This is a genomic window from Gordonia westfalica (assembly GCF_900105725.1).
GTDB lineage: Bacteria > Actinomycetota > Actinomycetes > Mycobacteriales > Mycobacteriaceae > Gordonia > Gordonia westfalica.
Genome location: NZ_FNLM01000034.1, coordinates 4,240,857 through 4,260,029 on the forward strand (window position 1 = coordinate 4,240,857; position 19,173 = coordinate 4,260,029).

Sequence of the window (19,173 nt, forward strand, 5' to 3'; positions counted from 1 at the left end):
TCTGCGCATGGTGGCCGAGCACGGCTTGCCCGAGACGCTGATCCTGAACGGCGAGCAGCGGATTCGCAAGATCGCCGAGCAGTTCGGCATGGACTACCTGGGAGTCACCGTCAGCAGGGACACCACGCTCCAGATGACCCCGCGCGGTGACCTGGAAACCGTGTGGGGCACCGACCGCGTCCCGGACGAGGCGGTGGTGTTCGTGACGGAGATGCCCCGCCTCTACTCCCTTCCCGTCGGGGCGGGGCGGGACCGGAGCTCCCGGGAGCGGGTCGTCATCGCCGAACTCGACCGCGAACGCGGGGCTGCGGTCATCTCGCTCCCGGCGCTCGGGCCCTCACCTCGACGACGGCTGGGCAACTTCATCGCGACGGTGGTGTCTGCGCTGAACGATTCCTCGACCGAGCCGTTCGAGAGAACTCGCGGCCTGCTCGTCGTGCGTGACGGCGACACCGAATACGTGCTGGCGACAAGCAATTTCGGGCGAATACGATTGACGGCCGGGATGGTCCGGGGAAATCGCCCGTGGCGCCTGATCCCGACGCTGACCGGCATGACCGCGGCCGCCGCCGCGGCGGCGTCGTTCGGCATCTTCTTCTCCACCATCTGGTCGATGGCGAATGCGCTGAGCCCGTGGCGGCTGGCCGCCATCTCGATCCTGTCGATGATCTTGGCCTCGCTCTGGCTGATCGTGAACAACCGCCTCTGGCAACGCACCGCCGACACACCCAGGCAGCGTGCCCGCCTCTACAACACGGCCACGGTCTGCACGGTCGCCTTCAGCGCGGTGGTCCTCTACGCGGGTTTGTTCATCGCGACGCTGATCGCCGCGATGACCGTCATCGACGAGACCTTCCTGTCCTCCCAGCTGGGTTTTCAGGCCGGTCTGAACAATTACCTCCAGCTTGCGTGGCTGGCGACGTCGATGGGGATCTTCGCCGGCGCCCTCGGGTCGAGCGCCGACAGTCACGACGACGTGCTCAGGGCTACCTACGGGTACCGAGAACGACTGCGGCGCCGCGCATCCGAATCCGCGACGCGTGGAGAGATGAGCGAATCGCGCTGACCTGGTCGGCGACGGTGTCCGCGGCTCAGCTCGCCTGCCGCTCGGCGAGTAGCGCCAGTCGAGTCAGGCACTCGTTGAGCCGGGGTGTCATCGCGGTCTGTTGCACCACCGGCGGAATCCACTTCAGCGGTGCGGTCTCGACGAACTCCTCCATGCCGATGAGGGAACCGTTGCCGTCCTTCTCGACGGTCATGCGGATGCGGGCCCGCCCGAACGGCCAAGCGGCAGCCGAGAGTTCGAGAAGACCGGCCTTCGATTCGAGAGATTCGGTCTCGTCGTCGAGAAGTGCGGGCCACAACCCCACCGAGTGATGGATCTTGGACCCGGCCTGCGGCCAGGTGGGATCGACGTCGCGGATCCGCGATGCGCCGACGACCCAGGACGAGTAGAGCCATCCGTTGGACAACACCGACCAGACCTGTGCGGGGGTGGCGGAGGTGTGGCGTTCGGTTCGGTTCATCTCGTGTGATCTCCGTTCGTTCGGTTCGAGGTCGATTGCTGTTGATCTGGTACGGTGGGGCGAATCAGTGTTCGGATGTGTCCTGCGAGAACAGCTTTCGCGTCGCCGGCCCCTCGAGCACCTCGCCGGTGTGGCTGAAGCGCGAACCGTGTAGCGGACAGTCCCAGGACTGCTCGGCGTCGTTCCAGCGCAACACTCCGTACAGATGAGTGCACAGCGGTGCGACGGACCGTGTCTGTCCCGCCACGGTGCAGACGCCCTTCGGTGTCGCTCCGGAGTGCCCGACGCTGCCGTCGCCCTCGTCCGGCGAGGAGTTCGCGGGCTTCAACAGACTCAGGTAACCGCCGACCATGTATGCCGCGACCTGCGCGTTGGCCGATGCGGCTGAGGCCAGCGATCCGGGCCTGGTGATCTCGGAGGTGCGCCAGGGCCGCAGGCTCTTGGACCAGGGCGGCTCGGATCCGAGGATGCGTCCGGTCATGGACAACGCCGCGGCCACGCCGTTGGTGAGTCCCCACTTCGCGAATCCGGTGGCGACCTGAACGCTCTCCATGCCGGGCAGAAGCGCCCCGACATAGGGTAATTCGTCGATCGTCATGTAATCCTGCGCCGACCACCGCGCCACCATGCGCGCGGTGGGGAAGTGCTTCTCGGTCCACGCGATCATGTCGAGCGCGTGTTGGCGTTCGGACTTCGTGCGGCCCACCTCGTGACCGAAACCGCCGACCATCAGCAGTTCGCCGTCGTAGCCGGGCCGTGTCGCGGTCCGCAGGGAGATCGACGGGTCGTCGGCGCCGAGGTACATCTCGCGGGGGATCTCCTCGTCGACGGTGAAAGCCGCCGCATAGGAGCGCTGTGGATGCACCCGGGCGAAGAACCCGGCGCGGTCGAGGAACGGGACACCGGTCGCGATGACGACCGAGTCGGCCCGGACGTCACCGGAGTCGGTCGTGAGCGTGTGGGGCGAGCCGTGGCGCAGTCCCTGTACGCGTACGCCCTCGTAGAGCTGACCGCCGTGTGCGCGCAGATCGTCGGCCAGCGCACGCAGCACCACCATCGGGTCGATCTGAGCCTGAGCCTCCAGGCGTATCGCGGTGTGGATCTCGAAGGGCAGCTCCGGGCAGTCGACGTGCTCCACCGGGATGTCGTGTGCCCGGCAGGCCTCGAACTCCTTCTCGACGGTCTTCGCGCCCGACGCCGTCGCCGCGAAGGTCAACGCGGCGCGTTCGTCGACCCGGAGGCCCCGGTGGAACAGATACTCCCGCAGCCATGCCTGCCCTTCGCGATTCGCGTCGACGTAGTCCTGTACCGCGGACTTCCCGTGACGACTCGAGATCGACGACAACCTCGTGCCCTGCAGCAGCGAGAGCTTGCCGGTGGTGTGCCCGGTCGCGGCGGCGCCGATGTGGCGCGCCTCGAGCACGGCGACCTTCTGACCGGCCTTCGCCAGCAGGAGTCCGGTGGTCAGACCGGTGATCCCACCGCCCACGACGACCTGGTCATAGGTGTCGACGCTCCCGAACGGCGTGGTCTCGGGACGCACATCGGGGAGCCCGGCCTGGTCGGTGTCGCTCGCTGGGTCGAACCAGAGGGTTTTCATGGTGGTCGGGGTTGCCGCGATCCGGGCTGATCAAACATCGCGACCCTCAGACATTTCCCTACCGGGATCTGCGGAGTAGGGTTTTCGACTGGGAATCGAAAACACCTCGCCAGGGTTGTCGACAGTACGACCCGGCGAAAGGCGGATGACATGAGTGCGTCGACACATCGACTGGTCACGGGTGCGGACACCGCGTCCCGTGCCGATCTCGTGGTGGTCGGGGCCGGCATCGCCGGACTGACCGCCGCGCTGTGCGCCGCGGAGGGCGGATTGTCGGTCGTCGTCGTGAACAAGGGCCCGAGTTGGCGTCCCGATCGTGGCGAGCAGCCGACGTCGACGTTCTACGCCCAGGGCGGGGTCGCGGTGGTCATGCCCGATGTCCGTCCCGCCGGCCGGGACGACACGGATTCGATCGACCTCCATCTCGCCGACACCCTCGCCGCGGGCGGCGGTCTCACCGACGCGATCGCCTCGCGCCCGATCCTCGCCGACGGATGGTCCTCGGTGTCCGCGCTGATCGAGTGGGGTGCCGAGTTCGATCGTGATGCCGACGGCGAACTCCTGCGCACCCGCGAGGGTGGGCACTCGGTGCGACGCATCATCCACGCCGGTGGCGACGCGACGGGTGCCGCGATCCAGCGGGCGCTCCACAGTGCAGTCGCGCAGCGAACTGCCGGGGTTGCGTCCGGGGCGTCGATCCGCTTCCTCGACGACGCGATCGTCACCGATGTGCTGGTGTCCGACGATCACGTGGCAGGTGTCTCCTACCTGCGACACGGCCGCCGGGGTGTGGTCGACGCGCCGACGGTCCTGCTCGCGACCGGCGGCGCCGGTCATCTCTACGCGGCGACGACCAACCCGGGCGGCGCCACCTGCGACGGTATCGCCCTGGCACTGCGGGCCGGCGCGCACGTCGCCGACCTCGAGTTCATCCAGTTCCACCCGACGATGCTCTACACGCCGGGCGCCCGTGGCCGTCGGACGCTGATCAGTGAGGCGGTGCGGGGTGAGGGCGGTCGACTCGTCGATGTACACGGACGGTCGGTGACCGACGGCGTGCACCCGATGGGCGACCTCGCACCCCGCGACGTGGTCGCGAACGCCGTGGAGACCGCGATCGAACTGACGGGGCATCCCTGCGTCTACCTCGACATCAGCGAGGTGCACGACTTCGAGCGTCGGTTCCCGACGGTCAGCGCGGGAATCCGGGCGGCCGGTCTCGACCCCGCCGACAACCGCATCCCGGTGGTGCCCGGTGCCCACTACCTTTGTGGCGGCGTGGTGACCGACGACGAGGCGCGCACCGTCGTCGACGGGCTCCTGGCCGCCGGTGAGGTCGCACGCACCGGACTGCACGGGGCCAACCGCCTCGCGTCGAACAGCCTGCTCGAGGGGCTCGTCATGGGACGTCGTGCCGCTGCGGTCGCGGTGGGCCGACGTGACCTGCGGCCGGCCGCTGTGGCGTCCCGACCGGCGGCGGAGCCGGTGCCGATCCTCGACCGCGGGCTGCTGCAGGACACGATGTCGCGGCGGGTCGCGCTGCGCCGGTCCGCTGACGGACTGGCGCTCGCCGCCGACATCATCGCGAATGCGCCGCGGCGTGTCCCCGACAACGTGGGTGACGTCGAGGACGCGGCGCTCACGCTGACCGCGTCTGCGGTCGTCGCGGCGGCCGGCGCCCGCACCGAGTCGCGCGGCGCGCACGTCCGCACAGACTTCCCGCTGACGGCCGAGGTCGGGGAGTCCCGTACCTTCCGCCTCGTCGACGGAGTTGTCCGAGAGACAGGATTCGCCGGCATCGCGGTCTGATCGGAAGCGGGTCGAAGCGCGCAAGTCGATGCGGTGGTCGGATATGGGCGTTACATTGACGCCGATGACCCAGAGCTCACCAGACGCACGCGACGCCGAGTCGCGCGACCCCGTCGCCCCGGACGGCCCCCGACGCGAGACCATCGACCTCGGGCACATCACTCTGCGCGCACTGGCGTGGGGTCCGGCCGACGGCCCGGTTGCGGTGTGCCTCCACGGGTTTCCCGATTCGGCGTGGACGTGGCGCCACCTCGCACCCGAACTCGTCGCCGCGGGGTACCGCGTCATCGCGCCGTTCACCCGCGGCTACTCGCCGTCGGACATACCGCCGGACAAGGACTTTCACGTCGCGGCGCTCGCCTACGATGCCCGCGCCATCCACCGCGCGGTCGGTGCCGGGCCGGACGCGGTGCTGATCGGGCACGACTGGGGTGCCTTGACGGTCAACGCCCTCTCGCACCGCTCGGACAACCCCTACTCCGCGGTGGTCGCGATGTCGGTGCCGCCGATACCCGCGATCCGGCGCGCGGTCGCCGATGGGCGCGGTGCGGTCCGGTTGCTGGTCCGGCAGGCGACGATGAGTTGGTACATCGGGTTCAACCAATTGCCGTGGCTGCCCGAGCGGAGTCTGGACTGGCTGATCCCGTTGCTGTGGAGACGCTGGCGGTTGCGACACCCCGGGGACCCACGGCCCCATTACGACCTCGACATCGACCATGCCCTGGCCGCCCTGCCGACGCGGGCGCATCGGTCCGCAGCGCTGGGTTACTACCGAGCGATGCGCCGCCCCCGGACCGCCGTGAGATACGCCGATCTCCGCGACGACTGGTTGGGTGAACCTCGTTGCCGCACCCTGTATCTGCACGGCGCCGACGACGGATGCATGCAGTCCGCCCTCACCGACCATGTGCGCGACGTGCTCCCCGACGGCAGCGCCACCTCCGTCGTCGCGGGTGCCGGACACTTCCTCCATCTCGATCGCCCCGAGGAGGTGAATCGCAGGATCGTGCTGTTTCTCGCCCGGACGCGCGGGGGCGAGCAGGGTGGCAACGAACCGGCCTCCTTCGTAGACTGACGCCCGGGATCATCACAGCACCGCGGCCGCGGAGGAACGCCGTGGCGCTTGCCGGGGGGCGCGCCGGAGTCGGCACGAACACTTCTTCGAGCACGGGGAGACCGGCGTGGCATGGCTGGATGGCGCGCGAAGCTGGATGGCGCGCGAAGACGTTTTGCACTGCAGGTATGAAGGGGAGTCCGTATGAACGGCGAAGGCTGTTGGTCGACGGTGGTGTGCCGGCCGACCGAACGGGCGGCGCTGGGACTGTCGGGTGACTCCGATTGGTTGTTGCAGTGCCGTCTCGCGATCGGTCATCGCGGTAACCACGCGACGGACGCGAGTACACATCCGAGGCACGACCGCCGCCTGTGGCTGGAGTGGAACGACTTCGACGATCGCGCCCAGTCCCTCATCGAACGCAATCCCTGCCCGGTTCCGTCGCCGGAAGGTGCGGGGTGTGTCTTCTTCGTCGGTCACGGTGGACCCCACTTCTATGCGCACTCGAACGGTCACGCCCCGTCGGTGATGTCCGGCGCGGGCGCCCAGCAGCGACCGGTTCCCGGGCCCGAGCGCACCTCGGGTTCGCAGCCGCCGAACACGCATCCCCCGCGGATGGGGTCTCACCGGTTGCCCGACTCCCATCAGCCGGCCGCACCCCCGGCTCCCGCCGCACCCCCGCCGCCGCCTGTGACCCGGCCACCGGTCGGATCCCCGCCTCCGGCCGAGGCGGCGCCCTCGCGGGAACCCGCGCACGGGTCCTCGCCCGAGCCCGCTCACGACCCGGCCTACCGTGGCGGCCGTCGATCCACCAACGCGGAACCGATGGTCTCCGAGGACTACCACGGCCGGCGCCACCGGTCGGATGCGCCGGCGCAGGGTGTTCAGGGTCGGGTGACCTCGACACCGGCGACCTCGACACCGGCGACCCCGAACCCGACAGCGCCCGCTCACGCGATACCCGCTCTCCCGGACGCGCCGCAGACCGCACCCGCACGAGAGAGTGGTCTCCCGCAGCAGGCCGGTACCGGTATCCCGGCTCCGCAAGCGGGGTCCGTCGACGATCATGCGGAGTCGGAGGCGGCCCGCCGTGCTGCGATCAGCGCGGCCCTCGACGAGGTGGCCGTCGCACTGGCGCGCCTCGCGGCAGCGCTGCGAGCCTAGTTCTCGCATTCCCCGATCTCGACGCGCGATCGCGTCGGGCATTCGATGCTGCCCGACTCGCGTCCCGCCGGGGCGGACCTCCGACCCCATACGGTAGGGGGGTACCGTCTCTGGGCGGATGCTGGTATACCTGTTGAGGCATACCCCTAAGGGGTACCCGTACGACAGGAGCGACATGGACGAGCACCAGCACGGCTACATCGGCCGCAAGGATGACTACCTCAAGCGATTGCGTCGTATCGAGGGCCAGGCACGTGGGCTGCAGCGCATGGTCGAGGAGGACACGTACTGCATCGACATCCTCACCCAGGTGTCGGCCATGACCAAGGCATTGCAGGCGGTCAGCCTGGGTCTCCTCGAGGAGCACCTGGCTCATTGCGTCGTGCACGCCGCGCAGGAGAGCGACGCGGCCGGCAAAGCGAAGGTCGACGAGGCGATGGCCGCGATCTCGCGGCTCGTCAAGTCCTGACCCCACGCCCCAACCGCGGGTACGGCATCAACCACCGAGAAGGAGTACACATGAGCACCACCAGCAACTACACCGTCACCGGCATGACCTGCGGGCACTGCGTCGCGTCCGTTCGCGAGGAGATCGCGGAGATCGCCGGTGTGACCAGCGTCGACGTGACGCTCGAAGACGGAGCCGTCCGCGTCGTCGCCGACCGTGAGATCCCCCGCGAGGAGATCGCCGGAGCGGTCGCCGAAGCCGGTTACGCACTGGTGTGACATGACCATCCCCAAAGGTCCCCTGGCCTACGTCGTCGCGCTGATCGCCGCATTCGCGATCGCCTTCGGCGTCGGCCGGGCGTGGGGACCGCAACCCGAGCCGGTGACCCACGACGCGCCCACGCACGGCGTCGTCGAGACGACTGCTCCCGACTCCACTCCACACGGCGACATGACACACGGCGACACGACCACAGGGGGCGACCACTGATGTCCGCGAGTCCCGGCCTGCAACTGGTCGACCTCGACATATCCGGCATGACCTGTGCGTCGTGCGCGAACCGCATCGAGCGGAAACTCAACAAACTGGACGGCGTCACCGCCTCGGTGAACTATGCGACCGAGCGCGCCCACGTCGAGGTGCCCACCGGCCTCGCCGCCGACGACCTCATCGAGGTTGTCCGGGCGGCGGGCTACGACGCCGCGCCGATCCTGCCCGAACCACCGGCCGCCTCGACGGACGCGGACGGCACCGCGTCGACGACCGCCGATCCGGAACTCGACGCGTTGCGACAGCGTCTGATCGTGTCGGCGGTGCTGTCGGTCCCGGTGATCGCGCTCGCGATGATCCCGGCCTGGCAGTTCACCTACTGGCAGTGGCTGTCCCTGACGTTGGCCGCGCCGGTGGTCGTGTGGGGCGCCTACCCGTTCCACCGCGCCGCGTGGATCAACCTGCGCCACGGCGCGACCACCATGGACACCCTCGTGTCGGTCGGCACGCTCGCCGCGTTCGGCTGGTCGCTCTACGCTCTCTTCCTCGGCACCGCAGGCACTCCCGGACTCACCCACGGATTCGACCTGCTGCCCCAACGCACCGATGGGGCGTCGCACATCTATCTCGAAGCGGCGGCGGGCGTGACGACCTTCCTGCTGGCTGGTCGATACTTCGAGAAGCGCGCCAAGCGTCGAGCCGGTGATGCACTGCGGGCGCTCATGGATCTCGGTGCCAAGGACGTCGCGGTCCGACGCAACGGTGTGGAGACTCGAATCCCCATCGGGCAATTGGCAGTTGGTGACGAGTTCGTGGTGCGACCGGGTGAGAAGGTCGCGACCGATGGGGTCGTGGTCGAGGGTGCTTCGGCGATCGACGCGTCGATGGTGTCCGGGGAGTCGGTCCCGGTCGAGGTGACCGCGGGTGACGCGGTCATCGGGGCGACCGTCAACGCCAGCGGACTCCTCGTCGTCCGGGCCACCGCCGTGGGGTCCGACACCGCGCTCGCGCAGATGGCGCGTATGGTCGCTGCCGCGCAGGAGGGCAAGGCCGACGCGCAGCGCCTGGCCGACCGCATCTCGTCGGTGTTCGTTCCCACCGTGATCGCGATCTCCGTTGCCACACTGGGTTTCTGGCTCGGCGCGGCATCGACGAACGGCTTCGCGGGTGGCGACGTGACCTTCGCGTTCACCGCCGCGGTAGCGGTCCTGATCATCGCCTGCCCGTGTGCGCTCGGGCTCGCCACCCCGACCGCCCTGATGGTCGGCACCGGACGCGGAGCGCAACTGGGCATCCTGCTGAAGGGGCCCGAGGTGCTGGAGTCCACGCGGCGCGTCGACACCATCGTGCTGGACAAGACCGGCACCGTCACCAGTGGCGACATGTCCGTGTCGACGGTGATCGCGGCCGACGGTCACGACGAGACGCAGGTTCTCGCATGGGCAGCCGCGGTGGAGGCGGGATCGGAGCACCCGATCGGTCTCGCCGTCGCCGATGCGGGTCGTGAGTATCTGACCGAGAAGGCCCGCGACTTCGTCTCCACGCAGGGCGCCGGAGTCGCAGGCACCGTGGGAGACAAGCGAGTTCAGGTCCTGTCACCCAGCAAGGTCACCGTGCCGATGCCCACCGACCTCGCGGATGCGGTGTCGACCGCCGAGGCCGGTGGTGCGACGGCGGTCGTCGTCCTGGTCGGAGGCGCGGATGCCGATGATTCCGAACCGGTTCCGGTCGGGGTGATCGCGGTGGCCGACCGGATCAAGGCCTCGTCGGCCCAGGCGATCGCCGAGTTCCGACGCCTGGGTCTCACCCCGAAGCTGCTCACCGGCGACAACGAAGGTGCGGCGCGTGCCGTGGCCGCGGAGGTCGGGATCGACGACGTGACCGCAGGTGTCAGCCCGCAGCGCAAGCTCGAGGTGATCGCCGAGCTCCAGGAGCGCGGCCACGTGGTCGCGATGGTCGGCGACGGGATCAACGACGCCGCCGCACTGGCCCAGGCCGACCTCGGCCTCGCCATGGGCACCGGTACAGATGTGGCAATGGCGGCCAGCGATCTGACCGTGGTGAGCGGCGACCTCCGCGTCGTCGCCGACGCGATCCGACTGGCGCGTCGGACCCTCGGCACGATCAAGGGAAATCTGTTCTGGGCGTTCGGTTACAACGTCGCCGCGATCCCCCTGGCAGCGGCCGGGATGCTCAACCCGATGATCGCCGGAGCCGCGATGGCGCTCTCCTCGGTGTTCGTCGTGGGCAACAGTCTGCGGCTGCGCCGGTTCTCCCCGGCCCGCTGAGAACCGCCCCCGATCACGACCCTCCAGGCGGGGCCCGACGACACAAACAGTGTCGCCGGCCCCGCTGCCAGGGTGCTTCTCGGGGACGGTTTTCAGTCAGCTGTGTGCGGCCGGCTCAAGCGCTGGCGGCCACCTTCGCAGCGGCGTGGCGACCGGCGCGTCGACCGAAGTACGAGCCCTCACCCAATTGTGTTCCGCTGCAATACCCCTTGCAATCCTGGGCGATGTTGGTGGCGCTCGCGCCCGCGGCGTAGAGGCCCTTGATGACCGACCCGGCTTCGTCGAGCACCTCACCGTCGAGCGAGGTTGCCATGCCGCCCATGGTGAATCCGGCGTACATGGCCTTGCCCAGCGACAGGTCGTAGGCGGCCCACGGGCCGGTGTCCTGCGGTTCGAGGAACTCGGCGGCCTTGTGGAAGTCGGGGTCTTCCTTCTTCGCGGCGTTCTCGTTGTAGCGGGCCATGGTCGCCCGCAGTTTGCCCTCGGGGATGCCGAGGTCGCGTTCCATCTCCTCGATGGTCTCCCAGCCGTCGATGAGGGGGACCAGATAGTTCTGCTTCTCGTTCATGTGCGACTCGTTGACGATGAGGTACGCCACCGAATCGGGCTGCTCGAGAACGAATCCCGATGTCCGTGCGTGGTACGAGTCCTCGGTGACGAACCGCTCACCGAACTTGTTGACGATGACGCCCATGACCATGCTCGCGGGCGGATAGATCGGGGCGGTGATGAACGCCTTGTCCATGTACTTCAGTGCGGCACCGACGGACCGCCCCATCCGCAGACCGAGGCCGTCGTCGTAGGTGTTGCCGAGGACGAACGGCTTCTCGGCGAGATGCGGCGTGTGCTCGGCGACCATCTCGGGATTCATCACGAAACCGCCGGCCGCGATGATCACCGAATCGGCGCGGATGACGCCCTCGGCGTCCGGTGTCTTCCACGCGACACCGGCGACCGCGCCGTTCTCGTCGACGACGAGCCGGCGAGCACCGGTCTCGTAACGGACCTCGGCGCCCAGCTCGTCGAGCCGGGTGACGAGCAGATCGATGACCAACTTCGCTCCGCCGGTCTCCCCGGGGACCGGCACCTTGTGGCCGCGCGGGGCGGGGACCGCCTGGTCCTTGAACGGCCAGACCTTCTCGTTGCCGGTGAACATCAGGCCCTCGGTGCCGGGCTGGATGACGGCTTTCTCGGCGTAGAAGCTGCGTTCGAAGGTGAAGCCGAGGCCTTCGAGCCAGTTGAAGTGGTCGACGCTGTCGACGCAGTAGGCGTGGATCTTGTCGGGCTCGGGGTCCACCGAGACCGCGGTGAGGTACTTCTCCATCTCCTCGACCGAGTCGTCCTGACCCGTCGCCTTCTGAACGGCCGTACCGCCGCCGAGATAGAAGAACCCGCCGGACAGCGAGGTGGTGCCGCCGGGTGCCGCGGCGCGTTCGAGCAGGATGACGCGGGCGCCGTTCGCCGCCGCCTCCGCTGCGGCGCATCCGCCGGCGATGCCGAATCCGATCACGACGACGTCGACCTCGTCGGAGAATTCGGTCACCGCCTCGAGGGCGACGGTCTCCGGGATCTCGGTACTGGTAGCCATGCGGTCAGACTAGCGGACAAACTAGAACCTGTTCTAGTCTTGGCGGCCATTCGTGAGGACGACCTGGCGCCGGGGCCGTTCGTGCTGGTCGGCCGAATGGTCGTCGGACGAATGGAGGGCCTTCCGGCGCGAGCCGCCGCCACCGGTGCGAACTCCGGTATCAAGAAGTGTGACCAACTTGTCGACCCCACGCGCGCACGCCGCGGCCCCCTGGCTCGCGGGCATCGTCGCGGTGGGTGCCGGACTGGCGGTGGGCGAGATCGCCGCGGTTCCGGTGTCGCCGGATGCGTCGCCGTATTTCGCGGTGGGATCGTCGGTGGTCGACCGCTCGCCCCAGGCGGTCCGGGAATGGGCGATCGAGACCTTCGGGATCGCCGACAAGGTCGCCCTGTTCGTCGGGATGGGCGTCATCATCGCCGCCATCGCCGGTGCCTGCGGGTATCTCGAGCGCCGCAGGCCGCCGGCCGGTTCGGCGATCATCGCGGTCTTCGCGGCCGTCGGGGTGCTGGCGGCGGTGAACCGGCCCGGCGCGACGTGGACGTATGCGCTGCCCTCGATCATCGCCGGCGTCGTGGGCATCGTCGTGCTGCGGCTACTGCTGGCCCAGCTGGACGACGAACCGTCGCGCGTCGGCGACGATGACCAGGTGGAAGACGCTGACCGCCAACCACTCTCGCGGCGCTTCGTCCTCGCCGCGGGTGGTGTCGCCGTGGCGGCCGTCGCGATCGGTGTCATCGGTCGTCGCATGCTCGCCGACACCGCGAGCACGCTCGCCGACCGTGCGCGGATCCTGCTCCCGAAACCCGCCGACCCGGCACCGCCGATTCCTGCGGGCACCGAACTGAACCTCTCCGGAGCAACATCTTTCATCACCGACAACGACGACTTCTATCGCATCGACACCGCCCTCCAGGTACCCACCCTGACCACCGTCGAATGGCGGCTGCGGATCCATGGTGAGGTCGACAAAGAGGTGACGCTCACCTGGGACGACCTGGTGGCGATGCCGATGGCCGAACGGCTCGTGACACTCGCGTGCGTGTCCAACGATGTCGGGGGAGACCTGATCGGCAACGCGCGCTGGCTCGGCGTGCCGATGCGGAAGGTCCTCGACCTCGCCGGCGTGCGACCCGGAGCCGACATGCTGCTGTCCACGAGCGTCGACGGGTGGACCTGCGGCACGCCGATCTCGACGATCACCGACGGTCGCGACGCCCTGCTCGCGGTCGGCATGAACGGCGGCCCGCTGCCTATCGAACACGGCTATCCGGTCCGTCAGGTGGTGCCCGGACTATACGGATACGTGTCGGCGACCAAGTGGCTCGTCGACTGGGAGGTCACCCGGTTCTCCGAGGCGAAGGCGTATTGGACCGACCGCGGATGGTCGGCGCTCGGCCCCATCAAGCTGGCTTCCCGTATCGACCGCCCCGCGCGGGGTACCTCACATCCCGCGGGCGAGGTTGTCATCGCCGGGACCGCGTGGGCGCAGCACATCGGCGTCGAGCGCGTCGAGGTCCGCATCGACGACGGCCCGTGGCAGCCCGCGGAGCTCACGACCGAGTACAGCGTCGACACGTGGCGGCAATGGAGGTTCGTGTGGCAGGCGGACAAGGGAAACCACACCGTCACGTGCCGCGCGATCGACAAGCAGGGTCGCCCTCAGGTCGAGCGATATCAGTCCCCCGCGCCCGACGGCGCGACCGGTCTCGACGAGCGTAGATACACCGTTACCTGATCTGTTCCAACGGATTGGGCACTACTGATCAGTATTCGTAAAGCTCATGATGAATACCCTTGTCAAGGGTGGAGTGAGGTATCCGACTCTCCTGAGATTGCGCTGAGAGTGCGTGTTATGTTCTTCCAACCTCTATATGTGAGCCGGGTGACAGTCATCGCTGTCGGAGCCCGAGCACTTCGTGACCTGCGTCAGGTCGTCCGCACCGCCGACACATGGCGGAGCTGCACGATTTGTACGCAGGTCACGGCGTTGTACACATGTGCGCCGACGACGGCGCCGAGAACAAGGCGGCGCTGACACAGCGTCGCCACCAGACAGGGTGAGAGTTATGACAGTGGGTGTCGTGCGCGAGACGGCCCCGGGGGAGCGCCGCGTGGCGCTCGTCCCGAAGGTGGTCGCGTCGCTGGTGGGCAAGGATGTGCCCGTCGTGGTGGAGTCGGGGGCCGGTCTCGGCGCCCTGATCCCCGACGAGGCGTACACCGAGGCCGGGGCAACGATCGGTGATCCGTATTCGGCGGATGTGGTGCTGCGGGTGTCGCCGCCGTCGGATGACGAGATCGGCAAGCTGCGCAGCGGCCAGAAGCTCATCGGCTTCCTGGCTCCGCGCAACGCCGACAACAAGATCGGTGCGTTGCGTGCAGCTGGTGTGGAGGCCTACGCGGTGGAGGCCATCCCGCGTATCTCTCGTGCTCAGGTGATGGACGCGTTGAGTTCGCAGGCGAACGTGGCCGGCTACAAGTCGGTCGTGGTGGCGGCAGATCTGTCGACGCGGTTCTTCCCGATGCTGACCACGGCGGCGGGCACGGTGAAGCCGGCGACGGTGCTGGTGCTCGGCGTCGGTGTGGCCGGGCTCCAGGCGCTGGCCACGGCCAAACGTCTGGGCGGTCGGACCACCGGGTACGACGTGCGCCCGGAGGTGGCCGAGCAGGTGCGGTCGGTCGGTGCGCAGTGGCTGGACCTGGGTATCGACGCGGCCGGCGAGGGCGGTTATGCCCGCGAGCTGACCGAGGACGAACGAGCTCAGCAGCAGCAGGCGCTCGAGGACGCCATCAAGGGCTTCGACGTGGTGATCACCACTGCGCTGGTGCCGGGTCGTCCGGCGCCGCGTCTGGTGACCGCCGCGGCGGTCGAGGGCATGAAGCCGGGCAGCGTCGTGGTCGACCTGGCCGGTGAGACCGGCGGCAACTGCGAGCTCACCGAGCCGGGGCAGACCGTCGTCAAGCATGACGTGACGATCACCGCGCCGCTGAATCTGCCGGCGACCATGCCCGAGCATGCCAGCGAGCTGTACTCGAAGAACCTGCTGGCGCTGATCGAGCTGATGCTCGACGAGAACGGTGTGATCACACCGGATTTCGACGACGAGGTGCTCGCTGCTTCGTGTGTCACGCGGGATGAGAAAGAGGTGTCTGCCTGATGTACGCCGGACTTCTCGCGAATATCGCGATCCTGGTGCTGGCCGGGTTCGTGGGTTTTGCGGTCATCTCGAAGGTTCCCAACACCCTTCACACCCCGCTGATGTCGGGCACGAACGCCATTCACGGCATCGTCGTGCTCGGTGCGCTGGTGGTGCTGGGCAAGCTGCCCGCCGATGCCGGGTGGGGTGTGCGCATTATCGCGTTCGTCGCGCTGGTGTTCGGCACGCTCAACGTGATCGGTGGCTTCGCGGTCACCGACCGGATGCTGGGCATGTTCAAGGGTAAGAAGGAGGCCGCCAAGTGATCGGCTCGCAATTGGTGCTCGCGGCAGGCGCGCACACCCCGAGCGAGGGCCTGTCGTATCTGGTCATGGCGCTCTACATCGTGTCGTTCTCGCTGTTCATCTACGGCCTGATGGGTCTGACCGGACCCAAGACCGCGGTGCGCGGCAACTGGATCGCCGCGACCGGTATGGGTCTTGCGGTGGCGGCGACGCTGCTTTACATCTACAACGAGGGCGCGGTCGGCGACGACGGCCACTCGACGGTCGGTGTGCCGACCATCAACTGGATTCTGATCGCCATCGGTCTGGCACTCGGTGTGGCACTGGGTATCCCGCCGGCGTTGAAGACCAAGATGACGGCCATGCCGCAGCTGGTGGCACTGTTCAACGGCGTCGGCGGCGGCACCGTCGCACTGATCGCGTGGGCGGAGTTCATCGAGACCTCCGGCTTCTCGGTCTTCCACAACACCGAACCGGCGTCGCCGCTGGTGGTGGGTTCGCTGATCGCGGCGATCATCGGTTCGATCTCGTTCTGGGGATCGCTGGTGGCGTTCTCGAAGCTGCAGGAGATCATGCCCAAGGGCCTGGAGAAGACCTTCGTGGCGAATGCGAAGTTGTTCCAGGCGGCCAACATCCTGTTGCTGCTGGTGGCGTTGGGTCTGGCGATCTACCTGGGCGTCGACGCCGCTGATGGTGGCGGCGCGAGTGTGTGGTGGATGGTCGGTCTGCTGGTGGCTGCCGGTGTGATGGGTCTGTTCGTGGTCTTCCCGATCGGCGGCGCGGACATGCCGGTGGTCATCTCGTTGCTGAACGCGATGACGGGTCTGTCGGCTGCGGCGGCGGGTATCGCGCTGGACAACACCGCGCTGATCGTGGCGGGCATGATCGTCGGCGCGTCGGGTTCGATCCTGACCAACCTGATGGCCAAGGCGATGAACCGGTCGATCCCGGCCATCGTGTTCGGTTCGTTCGGCGGTGGCGACGCCGCTGCTGCCGGTGGTCCCGGTGGCGAGGGTGGCACGGTCAAGGCGACCTCGGCCGCGGACGCCGCGATCCAGATGGCCTACGCCAATCAGGTCATCGTGGTGCCCGGTTACGGTCTGGCCGTGGCGCAGGCGCAGCACGCGGTCAAGGAGATGGCGAACCTTCTCGAGTCCAAGGGCGTGGAGGTCAAGTACGCGATCCACCCGGTCGCCGGTCGCATGCCCGGTCACATGAACGTGTTGCTGGCCGAGGCCGACGTCGAATACGACGCGATGAAGGAGATGGACGACATCAACGGCGAGTTCGGCCGTACCGATGTCGCGATCGTCATCGGCGCCAACGACGTCACCAACCCGGCAGCCCGCAACGATCCGTCGAGCCCGATTCATGGCATGCCGATCCTCAACGTCGACGAGGCGCGGTCGGTGATCGTGCTGAAGCGGTCGATGAGTTCGGGGTACGCCGGTATCGAGAACCCGCTGTTCTTCGCCGACGGCACCTCGATGCTCTTCGGCGACGCCAAGAAGAGCGTCGACAGCGTCATCGAGGAACTCAAGGCGCTGTAAGCACTTTCGGTCGAGGCCCCCGGCAGTCCCCGTTTCGTGGGACCTGCCGGGGGTCTTTTGTCTGCCGGACCCACATCGAGCAGGAATCGAGAAGCGCCCGCCGGACACTCCCGGTTAGCGTCGACACCGACGACCAGGACGAGCGAATCGAAGGAGCAGCATGTCGATCTGGCAGTGGTATCAGCGGAAGGTGAACGAGCGCACCGTCAAACGGATTCGGACCAAGAGCGGGACGATGTGGGGGATGGACATGGTCATCCTGCGCACCAAGGGTCGCAAGTCGGGTCGACCACGAGAGACCCCGCTCTGCTGGTTTCCCGATGACGACGGCTGGCTGATCGTCGCTTCCGGTGGTGGAAAAGGCAATCCGGACTGGTACGCGAACCTCGCGGCACACCCCGACTCCGTGGCCGTCGAACGGCATGGCGAACAACCGGTGCCCGTCACGCCGGTGGTGCTGGCCGGATCGGAACGCCAAGCCGCCTGGAACGCCGTCGTGAGTGCGCAGCCCAGGTATGCGAAATATCAGAAGAAGGCGACCCGCGAATACCCGGTGGTGAGGCTGATGGCCGCCTGACCGAAGTCGCCGCATCGCCTCATCGATGAGTTTTCCGCACGAGCCGTGTCTACCCCTGCACGACAACCAGACCGCTCGTCCACAAGGGAGAACATCATGGCCACCGACATCACCAGGCAGCATTCATCCGAGACCACCGACGGCCGGAACTGGCGCCGCGCAACCGGAATCGTCATCAGCGTGCTCGTCGGCGCATTCCTCGCGTTCGACGTCATCGGGAAACTGATCCGCCCGCAGTCGGTGGTCGACGGCACCGAGAAACTCGGCTTCGATTCCGACCAGGCCATCGTCATGGGTGTGGTGCTGCTCATCTGCCTTGTGGTGTACGCGATCCCGCGGACCGCGGTTCTGGGGGCACTAGGCATCACCGCCTACCTCGGCGGCGCGGTCACCGCCAACATGCGTATCGAAGAACCGCTTGTCAGCACCGTTCTGTTCGCCGCCTACCTCGGCGTCCTGATGTGGATCGGACTGGTCCTGCGACGCCCGGAGCTGCTGAAGGTCGCCGGCTTGCGGCGCTGATCGCCGCAGGCGGCACAGGTCCAACCGGCCCCGCACCCGTTACCGATCTGGAATCGGACGGGTGTGGGGTCGTTGCGCAGGTCTCGTACTGTTGCGCGAGTGACTGGTGTTACCAGAGTGAAGCGTTTCCGGCTGGCGGCCGCTGCGACCATCGCGGTGGCCGCGCTCGGTGGTGTGGCAGTCGGGTCGCTCCCGACCGGCGGGTCGAGCGTGGTGACGGTGGTCGACGCCGTCGACCCGGCCGGGCTGTACAACGACGCACAGTCGAAGTTCGCGAGCGGGGACGTCGCGGGCGGTCTGGCGGCACTGCAGAAGGCGCTGACCCTCGCACCGGCAGACACCGATGCGCTTGCACTGCAGGCGATCTGGGCCGACCAGATGGATGATGCGGCGGTCAGCAATGCGGCCCTGGGTCGCTTGCGTGTGCTGAACCCCCTCCTCGCCACCACGGCACGGAACGTGATCTCGGGAGTCGCCACCGCCGCTCAGATCATTCCGGACACCACGCCCAAACCGGTGTCCGGTCGCGTCGCGATAGTGGTCCTCGGATTCGGGTTGAACGCCAACGGAAAGATGGCCCCGAGTTGGTGAATCGCGTGTCGGCGGGTAAGTCGCAGGCCGAGATCACCACCACTGCACCGATCGTCGTGACCGGTGGGGTGCCCAAGAACGGTATCACCGAGGCGGCCGCCATGAAGGCCTGGCTGATCGACAACGGCGTCGACGCCACTCGCATCGTGACCGAGGACAAGTCGGGATCGACTGTCGCGAATGCGCAGTACACGTCGGAGATCCTGCGTGCGAAGGGTATCCGCGACATCGTCCTGGTGACCTCGCCCAACCACATCCGGCGCGGTGCCGCGGACTTCGGGGCCACCGGGCTCCGCGTCGTCGGAACCCTGACCACCGCCACCGATCTCAGCAAGTACCTCACGCCGCTGACCAAGGATCAGACACGGGGAATCCGACTCGAGGCCACGCGAACCGCGCGAATCCCCGCCACCCACGAACCGGGTGTGCTCCCGCAGAACCTGCCCGATCCCGGCCCCGGTCTGCTCGCCGACATCGGTGGTCAGATCCTGGAGCAATTGCTCGACGCCGGGTCGTCGAACTGAGGGA

Annotated in this window: 17 protein-coding genes and 1 pseudogene; 15 read left to right on the top strand and 3 right to left on the bottom strand. The window is 67.9% G+C overall.

Features of this window, described 5'->3' with window-relative positions; genetic code table 11:
• The first annotated feature begins 7 nt into the window (after positions 1-7).
• Entirely contained in the window at positions 8-1,066 is a 1,059-nt protein-coding gene (locus BLU62_RS24905; RefSeq protein WP_074852521.1) for a hypothetical protein, read from the top strand.
• Positions 1,067-1,091: 25 nt separating this feature from the next.
• On the opposite strand, the gene BLU62_RS24910 is transcribed toward BLU62_RS24905, so the two are convergent.
• Positions 1,092-1,526, bottom strand: coding sequence for an SRPBCC family protein (locus tag BLU62_RS24910; RefSeq protein ID WP_074852522.1), 435 nt, complete (start codon positions 1,524-1,526; stop codon positions 1,092-1,094).
• A 64-nt stretch (positions 1,527-1,590) separates the two neighbouring features.
• Positions 1,591-3,126, bottom strand: a complete 1,536-nt coding sequence (locus BLU62_RS24915; RefSeq protein WP_074852523.1) for an FAD-dependent oxidoreductase — start codon at positions 3,124-3,126, stop codon at positions 1,591-1,593.
• Positions 3,127-3,276: 150 nt separating this feature from the next.
• Here BLU62_RS24915 and nadB point away from each other — a divergent pair, with 150 nt between their 5' ends.
• From nadB to BLU62_RS24950, 7 genes are all read left to right on the top strand, one after another.
• On the top strand, positions 3,277-4,935 hold the full coding sequence (gene nadB / locus BLU62_RS24920) for an L-aspartate oxidase (protein WP_074852524.1): 1,659 nt from the start codon (positions 3,277-3,279) through the stop codon (positions 4,933-4,935).
• A gap of 64 nt (positions 4,936-4,999) precedes the next feature.
• Positions 5,000-6,010: an alpha/beta hydrolase gene (locus tag BLU62_RS24925; protein WP_074852525.1), complete on the top strand. Its 1,011-nt coding sequence runs from the start codon at positions 5,000-5,002 to the stop codon at positions 6,008-6,010.
• A gap of 183 nt (positions 6,011-6,193) precedes the next feature.
• Positions 6,194-7,153: a hypothetical protein gene (locus tag BLU62_RS24930; protein ID WP_074852526.1), complete on the top strand. Its 960-nt coding sequence runs from the start codon at positions 6,194-6,196 to the stop codon at positions 7,151-7,153.
• A 175-nt stretch (positions 7,154-7,328) separates the two neighbouring features.
• Positions 7,329-7,622: a metal-sensitive transcriptional regulator gene (locus BLU62_RS24935; protein WP_074852527.1), complete on the top strand. Its 294-nt coding sequence runs from the start codon at positions 7,329-7,331 to the stop codon at positions 7,620-7,622.
• Positions 7,623-7,672: 50 nt separating this feature from the next.
• Positions 7,673-7,879: a heavy-metal-associated domain-containing protein gene (locus tag BLU62_RS24940; protein WP_074852528.1), complete on the top strand. Its 207-nt coding sequence runs from the start codon at positions 7,673-7,675 to the stop codon at positions 7,877-7,879.
• Position 7,880: 1 nt separating this feature from the next.
• Positions 7,881-8,090, top strand: coding sequence for a hypothetical protein (locus tag BLU62_RS24945; protein ID WP_074852529.1), 210 nt, complete (start codon positions 7,881-7,883; stop codon positions 8,088-8,090).
• Entirely contained in the window at positions 8,090-10,378 is a 2,289-nt protein-coding gene (locus BLU62_RS24950; protein ID WP_074852530.1) for a heavy metal translocating P-type ATPase, read from the top strand. Before BLU62_RS24945 ends, BLU62_RS24950 begins: the two co-directional genes overlap by 1 nt.
• A 115-nt stretch (positions 10,379-10,493) precedes the next feature.
• On the opposite strand, the gene BLU62_RS24955 is transcribed toward BLU62_RS24950, so the two are convergent.
• Positions 10,494-11,966 (bottom strand): FAD-binding protein, encoded by a 1,473-nt coding sequence (locus BLU62_RS24955; protein WP_074852531.1) that lies wholly within the window; start codon positions 11,964-11,966, stop codon positions 10,494-10,496.
• A 178-nt stretch (positions 11,967-12,144) separates the two neighbouring features.
• Between BLU62_RS24955 and BLU62_RS24960 the strand changes: the two genes are divergently transcribed.
• The 7 genes and pseudogenes from BLU62_RS24960 (at position 12,145) to BLU62_RS24990 (ending at position 19,169) form a co-directional block, all read left to right on the top strand.
• The gene (locus BLU62_RS24960) at positions 12,145-13,701 is read left to right on the top strand and encodes a molybdopterin-dependent oxidoreductase (RefSeq protein ID WP_425284611.1); all 1,557 of its coding nucleotides are present in this window, start codon (positions 12,145-12,147) and stop codon (positions 13,699-13,701) included.
• Positions 13,702-14,032: 331 nt separating this feature from the next.
• The gene (locus tag BLU62_RS24965) at positions 14,033-15,121 is read left to right on the top strand and encodes a Re/Si-specific NAD(P)(+) transhydrogenase subunit alpha (RefSeq protein ID WP_074852533.1); all 1,089 of its coding nucleotides are present in this window, start codon (positions 14,033-14,035) and stop codon (positions 15,119-15,121) included.
• Positions 15,121-15,426: an NAD(P) transhydrogenase subunit alpha part 2 gene (locus tag BLU62_RS24970; protein WP_074852534.1), complete on the top strand. Its 306-nt coding sequence runs from the start codon at positions 15,121-15,123 to the stop codon at positions 15,424-15,426. Before BLU62_RS24965 ends, BLU62_RS24970 begins: the two co-directional genes overlap by 1 nt.
• Positions 15,423-16,955, top strand: a complete 1,533-nt coding sequence (locus BLU62_RS24975) for an NAD(P)(+) transhydrogenase (Re/Si-specific) subunit beta (RefSeq protein ID WP_074852535.1) — start codon at positions 15,423-15,425, stop codon at positions 16,953-16,955. Before BLU62_RS24970 ends, BLU62_RS24975 begins: the two co-directional genes overlap by 4 nt.
• 160 nt (positions 16,956-17,115) lie before the next feature.
• Positions 17,116-17,532, top strand: a complete 417-nt coding sequence (locus BLU62_RS24980) for a nitroreductase family deazaflavin-dependent oxidoreductase (protein WP_074852536.1) — start codon at positions 17,116-17,118, stop codon at positions 17,530-17,532.
• Positions 17,533-17,628: 96 nt separating this feature from the next.
• Positions 17,629-18,054 (top strand): DoxX family protein, encoded by a 426-nt coding sequence (locus BLU62_RS24985; protein WP_074852537.1) that lies wholly within the window; start codon positions 17,629-17,631, stop codon positions 18,052-18,054.
• A gap of 117 nt (positions 18,055-18,171) precedes the next feature.
• Positions 18,172-19,169 (top strand): annotated as a pseudogene (locus BLU62_RS24990) (ElyC/SanA/YdcF family protein).
• Positions 19,170-19,173 lie beyond the last annotated feature (4 nt).

Bases quoted from the DNA above. Each gene is read 5' to 3' on its own strand.
- BLU62_RS24905 (WP_074852521.1), top strand. From the start codon at position 8: ATGGTGGCCGAGCACGGCTTGCCCGAGACGCTGATCCTGAACGGCGAG.
- BLU62_RS24910 (WP_074852522.1), bottom strand. From the start codon at position 1,526: ATGAACCGAACCGAACGCCACACCTCCGCCACCCCCGCACAGGTCTGG.
- BLU62_RS24915 (WP_074852523.1), bottom strand. From the start codon at position 3,126: ATGAAAACCCTCTGGTTCGACCCAGCGAGCGACACCGACCAGGCCGGG.
- nadB (WP_074852524.1), top strand. From the start codon at position 3,277: ATGAGTGCGTCGACACATCGACTGGTCACGGGTGCGGACACCGCGTCC.
- BLU62_RS24925 (WP_074852525.1), top strand. From the start codon at position 5,000: ATGACCCAGAGCTCACCAGACGCACGCGACGCCGAGTCGCGCGACCCC.
- BLU62_RS24930 (WP_074852526.1), top strand. From the start codon at position 6,194: ATGAACGGCGAAGGCTGTTGGTCGACGGTGGTGTGCCGGCCGACCGAA.
- BLU62_RS24935 (WP_074852527.1), top strand. From the start codon at position 7,329: ATGGACGAGCACCAGCACGGCTACATCGGCCGCAAGGATGACTACCTC.
- BLU62_RS24940 (WP_074852528.1), top strand. From the start codon at position 7,673: ATGAGCACCACCAGCAACTACACCGTCACCGGCATGACCTGCGGGCAC.
- BLU62_RS24945 (WP_074852529.1), top strand. From the start codon at position 7,881: ATGACCATCCCCAAAGGTCCCCTGGCCTACGTCGTCGCGCTGATCGCC.
- BLU62_RS24950 (WP_074852530.1), top strand. From the start codon at position 8,090: ATGTCCGCGAGTCCCGGCCTGCAACTGGTCGACCTCGACATATCCGGC.
- BLU62_RS24955 (WP_074852531.1), bottom strand. From the start codon at position 11,966: ATGGCTACCAGTACCGAGATCCCGGAGACCGTCGCCCTCGAGGCGGTG.
- BLU62_RS24965 (WP_074852533.1), top strand. From the start codon at position 14,033: ATGACAGTGGGTGTCGTGCGCGAGACGGCCCCGGGGGAGCGCCGCGTG.
- BLU62_RS24970 (WP_074852534.1), top strand. From the start codon at position 15,121: ATGTACGCCGGACTTCTCGCGAATATCGCGATCCTGGTGCTGGCCGGG.
- BLU62_RS24980 (WP_074852536.1), top strand. From the start codon at position 17,116: ATGTCGATCTGGCAGTGGTATCAGCGGAAGGTGAACGAGCGCACCGTC.
- BLU62_RS24985 (WP_074852537.1), top strand. From the start codon at position 17,629: ATGGCCACCGACATCACCAGGCAGCATTCATCCGAGACCACCGACGGC.